The organism is Acinetobacter albensis (assembly GCF_900095025.1).
GTDB lineage: Bacteria > Pseudomonadota > Gammaproteobacteria > Pseudomonadales > Moraxellaceae > Acinetobacter > Acinetobacter albensis.
The window spans coordinates 1-5,676 of record NZ_FMBK01000024.1; the positions used below are offsets into that span (position 1 = coordinate 1).

Annotated in this window: 2 tRNA genes and 3 rRNA genes; all 5 read left to right on the plus strand. The window is 48.0% G+C overall.

Annotation, left to right across the window (positions count from 1 at the left end):
• Positions 1 to 168: 168 nt before the first annotated feature.
• Positions 169 to 1,708, plus strand: a 16S ribosomal RNA gene (locus GA0116959_RS14060).
• 58 nt (positions 1,709 to 1,766) lie between these two features.
• Positions 1,767 to 1,843 (plus strand) — tRNA-Ile (locus GA0116959_RS14065).
• A gap of 86 nt (positions 1,844 to 1,929) precedes the next feature.
• Positions 1,930 to 2,005, plus strand: a tRNA-Ala gene (locus tag GA0116959_RS14070).
• 404 nt (positions 2,006 to 2,409) lie between these two features.
• A 23S ribosomal RNA gene (locus GA0116959_RS14075) occupies positions 2,410 to 5,303 on the plus strand.
• A 194-nt stretch (positions 5,304 to 5,497) separates the two neighbouring features.
• Positions 5,498 to 5,612: ribosomal RNA gene (gene rrf, locus GA0116959_RS14080) — 5S ribosomal RNA — on the plus strand.
• The 16S, 23S and 5S rRNA genes sit together here with 2 tRNA genes alongside, the layout of an rRNA operon.
• The last annotated feature ends 64 nt before the right edge of the window (positions 5,613 to 5,676 follow it).

The following is a 5,676-nucleotide window of genomic DNA, read 5'->3' on the forward strand; positions in this document are numbered from 1 at the left end:
AGATCATTAAGAGCTTATGAAGAACAACTTGTGTGGATTTTTACTGATTGATTGATCGAAATTATTTTCATTGATTGATGGTAGAAATTACTCGAAGTTTATTTGAGAAATATTTGTCAGAAAATTGATGAGCCAAGATTGGTGCCCTTTAAGGCACTAAGCAATATTAAACTGAAGAGTTTGATCATGGCTCAGATTGAACGCTGGCGGCAGGCTTAACACATGCAAGTCGAGCGGGGAAAAGTAGCTTGCTACTTAACTTAGCGGCGGACGGGTGAGTAATACTTAGGAATCTGCCTATTAGTGGGGGACAACATTTCGAAAGGAATGCTAATACCGCATACGTCCTACGGGAGAAAGCAGGGGATCACTTGTGACCTTGCGCTAATAGATGAGCCTAAGTCGGATTAGCTAGTTGGTGGGGTAAAGGCCTACCAAGGCGACGATCTGTAGCGGGTCTGAGAGGATGATCCGCCACACTGGGACTGAGACACGGCCCAGACTCCTACGGGAGGCAGCAGTGGGGAATATTGGACAATGGGGGGAACCCTGATCCAGCCATGCCGCGTGTGTGAAGAAGGCCTTTTGGTTGTAAAGCACTTTAAGCGAGGAGGAGGCTACTCTAGTTAATACCTAGGGATAGTGGACGTTACTCGCAGAATAAGCACCGGCTAACTCTGTGCCAGCAGCCGCGGTAATACAGAGGGTGCGAGCGTTAATCGGATTTACTGGGCGTAAAGCGTGCGTAGGTGGCCAATTAAGTCAAATGTGAAATCCCCGAGCTTAACTTGGGAATTGCATTCGATACTGGTTGGCTAGAGTATGGGAGAGGATGGTAGAATTCCAGGTGTAGCGGTGAAATGCGTAGAGATCTGGAGGAATACCGATGGCGAAGGCAGCCATCTGGCCTAATACTGACACTGAGGTACGAAAGCATGGGGAGCAAACAGGATTAGATACCCTGGTAGTCCATGCCGTAAACGATGTCTACTAGCCGTTGGGGTCTTTGAGACTTTAGTGGCGCAGCTAACGCGATAAGTAGACCGCCTGGGGAGTACGGTCGCAAGACTAAAACTCAAATGAATTGACGGGGGCCCGCACAAGCGGTGGAGCATGTGGTTTAATTCGATGCAACGCGAAGAACCTTACCTGGTCTTGACATAGTAAGAACTTTCCAGAGATGGATTGGTGCCTTCGGGAGCTTACATACAGGTGCTGCATGGCTGTCGTCAGCTCGTGTCGTGAGATGTTGGGTTAAGTCCCGCAACGAGCGCAACCCTTTTCCTTATTTGCCAGCGGGTTAAGCCGGGAACTTTAAGGATACTGCCAGTGACAAACTGGAGGAAGGCGGGGACGACGTCAAGTCATCATGGCCCTTACGACCAGGGCTACACACGTGCTACAATGGTCGGTACAAAGGGTTGCTACCTAGCGATAGGATGCTAATCTCAAAAAGCCGATCGTAGTCCGGATTGGAGTCTGCAACTCGACTCCATGAAGTCGGAATCGCTAGTAATCGCGGATCAGAATGCCGCGGTGAATACGTTCCCGGGCCTTGTACACACCGCCCGTCACACCATGGGAGTTTGTTGCACCAGAAGTAGGTAGTCTAACCGCAAGGAGGACGCTTACCACGGTGTGGCCGATGACTGGGGTGAAGTCGTAACAAGGTAGCCGTAGGGGAACCTGCGGCTGGATCACCTCCTTAACGAAAGATTGACGATTGGTAAGAATCCACAACAAGTTGTTCTTCATGATGTATCGATGGGTCTGTAGCTCAGTTGGTTAGAGCACACGCTTGATAAGCGTGGGGTCACAAGTTCAAGTCTTGTCAGACCCACCAAGTCTACTAACTGAAATAATGAAGAGATGAGAGTCTTGGAGTTGAGTTACAAACGAGAGATACATAAAGCTAATAAGTGATAAGCTGGGGACTTAGCTTAGTTGGTAGAGCGCCTGCTTTGCACGCAGGAGGTCAACGGTTCGACTCCGTTAGTCTCCACCATATATTGTTCTTCAATATATAAGCTAAGAAGTTAGATTATAGAATTTAATAAATAAGATCATGATTAAATGATTTTTAATTTATTAAGTTCTGTGATTTATCACAGTTACCTACGGTCTGACGAAGACGTAGTTAATCATTAACAGATTGAGAATTTGAGTTGAAATAATTGTTTGAACTCAGAACTAATTCAACATTGACTGTAATACGTAAGTATTTCATTTCAGTGACGAAGAAGAACTGAGAACTAGCGAAATTAACTGAATCAAGCGTTTTGGTAGATGAATTTAGATTGAAGCTGTACTGTAGTTAAATCTACAGACAACAAACTGTATGAGAAGGTCGTAAGGCTGACTCTGTTGTTACATCACTTGTAGGGTGTTAACGACTGTTTGGGGTTGTATAGTCAAGTAATTAAGTGCATGTGGTGGATGCCTTGGCAGTCAGAGGCGATGAAAGACGTAATAGCCTGCGATAAGCTCCGGGGAGGCGGCAAATATCCTGTGATCCGGAGATTTCTGAATGGGGAAACCCACTTACCATAAGGTAGGTATTGCATGATGAATACATAGTCATGCAAGGCGAACGAGGGGAAGTGAAACATCTCAGTACCCTTAGGAAAAGAAATCAATTGAGATTCCCTTAGTAGCGGCGAGCGAACGGGGATCAGCCCATTAAGTTATCTAAGTTTTAGTGGAATGCTCTGGGAAGTGCAACCGTAGTGGGTGATAGTCCTGTACACGAAAGGGCTTAGATAATGATGACGAGTAGGGCGGGGCACGTGAAACCTTGTCTGAATATGGGGGGACCATCCTCCAAGGCTAAATACTCCTGACTGACCGATAGTGAACCAGTACCGTGAGGGAAAGGCGAAAAGAACCCCTGTGAGGGGAGTGAAATAGATCCTGAAACCGCATGCATACAAGCAGTGGGAGCCGACTTGTTCGGTGACTGCGTACCTTTTGTATAATGGGTCAGCGACTTACATTCAGTAGCAAGGTTAACCGCATAGGGGAGCCGTAGAGAAATCGAGTCTTAATAGGGCGTTTAGTTGCTGGGTGTAGACCCGAAACCGGGTGATCTATCCATGAGCAGGTTGAAGGTTGGGTAACACTAACTGGAGGACCGAACCCACCGTCGTTGAAAAGCCGGGGGATGACTTGTGGATAGGGGTGAAAGGCTAATCAAACTCGGTGATAGCTGGTTCTCCCCGAAAGCTATTTAGGTAGCGCCTCGGACGAATACCATTGGGGGTAGAGCACTGTTTCGGCTAGGGGGTCATCCCGACTTACCAAACCGATGCAAACTCCGAATACCAATGAGTACTATCCGGGAGACAGACTGCGGGTGCTAACGTCCGTAGTCAAGAGGAAAACAATCCAGACCGCCAGCTAAGGCCCCAAAATTATAGTTAAGTGGGAAACGATGTGGGAAGGCATAGACAGCTAGGAGGTTGGCTTAGAAGCAGCCACCCTTTAAAGAAAGCGTAATAGCTCACTAGTCGAGTCGGCCTGCGCGGAAGATGTAACGGGGCTAAAACTATATGCCGAAGCTGCGGATTTGCAATTTATTGCAAGTGGTAGGGGAGCGTTCTGTAAGCCGATGAAGGTGGATTGAGAAGTCTGCTGGAGGTATCAGAAGTGCGAATGCTGACGTGAGTAACGACAATGCGAGTGAAAAACTCGCACGCTGAAAGACCAAGGGTTCCAGTCCAACGTTAATCGGGGCTGGGTGAGTCGACCCCTAAGGCGAGGCCGAGAGGCGTAGTCGATGGGAAATTGGTTAATATTCCAATACTTCTGTGTAATGCGATGAGAGGACGGAGAAGGTTAAGTCAGCCTGGCGTTGGTTGTCCAGGTGAAAGGTTGTAGGCATGCATCTTAGGCAAATCCGGGGTGCTCTATGCTGAGAACTGATAGCAAGCTGTACTTGTACAGTGAAGTGGCTGATACCATGCTTCCAGGAAAAGTCTCTAAGCTTCAGTTACACAGGAATCGTACCCGAAACCGACACAGGTGGTCAGGTCGAGTAGACCAAAGCGCTTGAGAGAACTCTGCTGAAGGAACTAGGCAAAATGGTACCGTAACTTCGGGAGAAGGTACGCTGTCGACGGTGATGGGATTTACTCCCTGAGCGGTTGACAGCCACAGAAACCAGGCCCCTGCAACTGTTTATTAAAAACATAGCACTCTGCAAACACGAAAGTGGACGTATAGGGTGTGATGCCTGCCCGGTGCTGGAAGGTTAATTGATGGGGTTAGCGTAAGCGAAGCTCTTGATCGAAGCCCCAGTAAACGGCGGCCGTAACTATAACGGTCCTAAGGTAGCGAAATTCCTTGTCGGGTAAGTTCCGACCTGCACGAATGGCATAATGATGGGGGCGCTGTCTCCAGCAGAGACTCAGTGAAATCGAATTCGCCGTGAAGATGCGGTGTACCCGCGGCTAGACGGAAAGACCCCGTGAACCTTTACTGCAGCTTGACATTGAACTTTGATCTTACTTGTGTAGGATAGGTGGGAGGCTTTGAAACCGAGACGCTAGTTTCGGTGGAGCCAATCTTGAAATACCACCCTGGTAATATTGAGGTTCTAACTCTGCTCCATAATCTGGAGCGAGGACCATGTCTGGTGGGTAGTTTGACTGGGGCGGTCTCCTCCTAAAGAGTAACGGAGGAGTACGAAGGTGCGCTCAGCGTGGTCGGAAATCACGCGTAGAGTATAAAGGCAAAAGCGCGCTTAACTGCGAGACCCACAAGTCGAGCAGGTACGAAAGTAGGTCTTAGTGATCCGGTGGTTCTGTATGGAAGGGCCATCGCTCAACGGATAAAAGGTACTCTGGGGATAACAGGCTGATACCGCCCAAGAGTTCATATCGACGGCGGTGTTTGGCACCTCGATGTCGGCTCATCTCATCCTGGGGCTGAAGCAGGTCCCAAGGGTATGGCTGTTCGCCATTTAAAGAGGTACGCGAGCTGGGTTTAGAACGTCGTGAGACAGTTCGGTCCCTATCTACCGTGGGCGTTGGAAATTTGAGAGGATCTGCTCCTAGTACGAGAGGACCAGAGTGGACGAACCTCTGGTGTACCGGTTGTAACGCCAGTTGCATCGCCGGGTAGCTATGTTCGGAAGGGATAACCGCTGAAAGCATCTAAGCGGGAAGCCTACCTCAAGATTAGATTTCCCTGTGACTTTATGTCACCTAAAGAGCCGTTGAAGACTACGACGTTGATAGGTTGGATGTGGAAGCATAGTGATATGTGAAGCTGACCAATACTAATTGCTCGTGAGGCTTGACTATACAACACCCAAACAGTTGTATTGCATCATCTAAATGATTCAAAACCAAGCAATATACCCTTGATTTAGTTAACGCTACAAACTAAAATCTCAACTCAAATTTAATGTCTGTTAATAACTCTTTTGACCAAAGCTAGGCACATCGAAGCGTAAGCAACGTAACTAAGACCATAGCAAGTAATCATAAACAGTTGTGCTGGCGACAATAGCAAGAGTGAACCACCTGATCCCTTCCCGAACTCAGAAGTGAAACCTCTTCGCGCTGATGGTAGTGTGGGGTTACCCATGTGAGAGTAAGTCATCGCCAGCTCATTATTCTAAACCCCCCTCAGTCAAAAGACTGAGGGGGGTTTTTCTATACATAATTTAAAAAG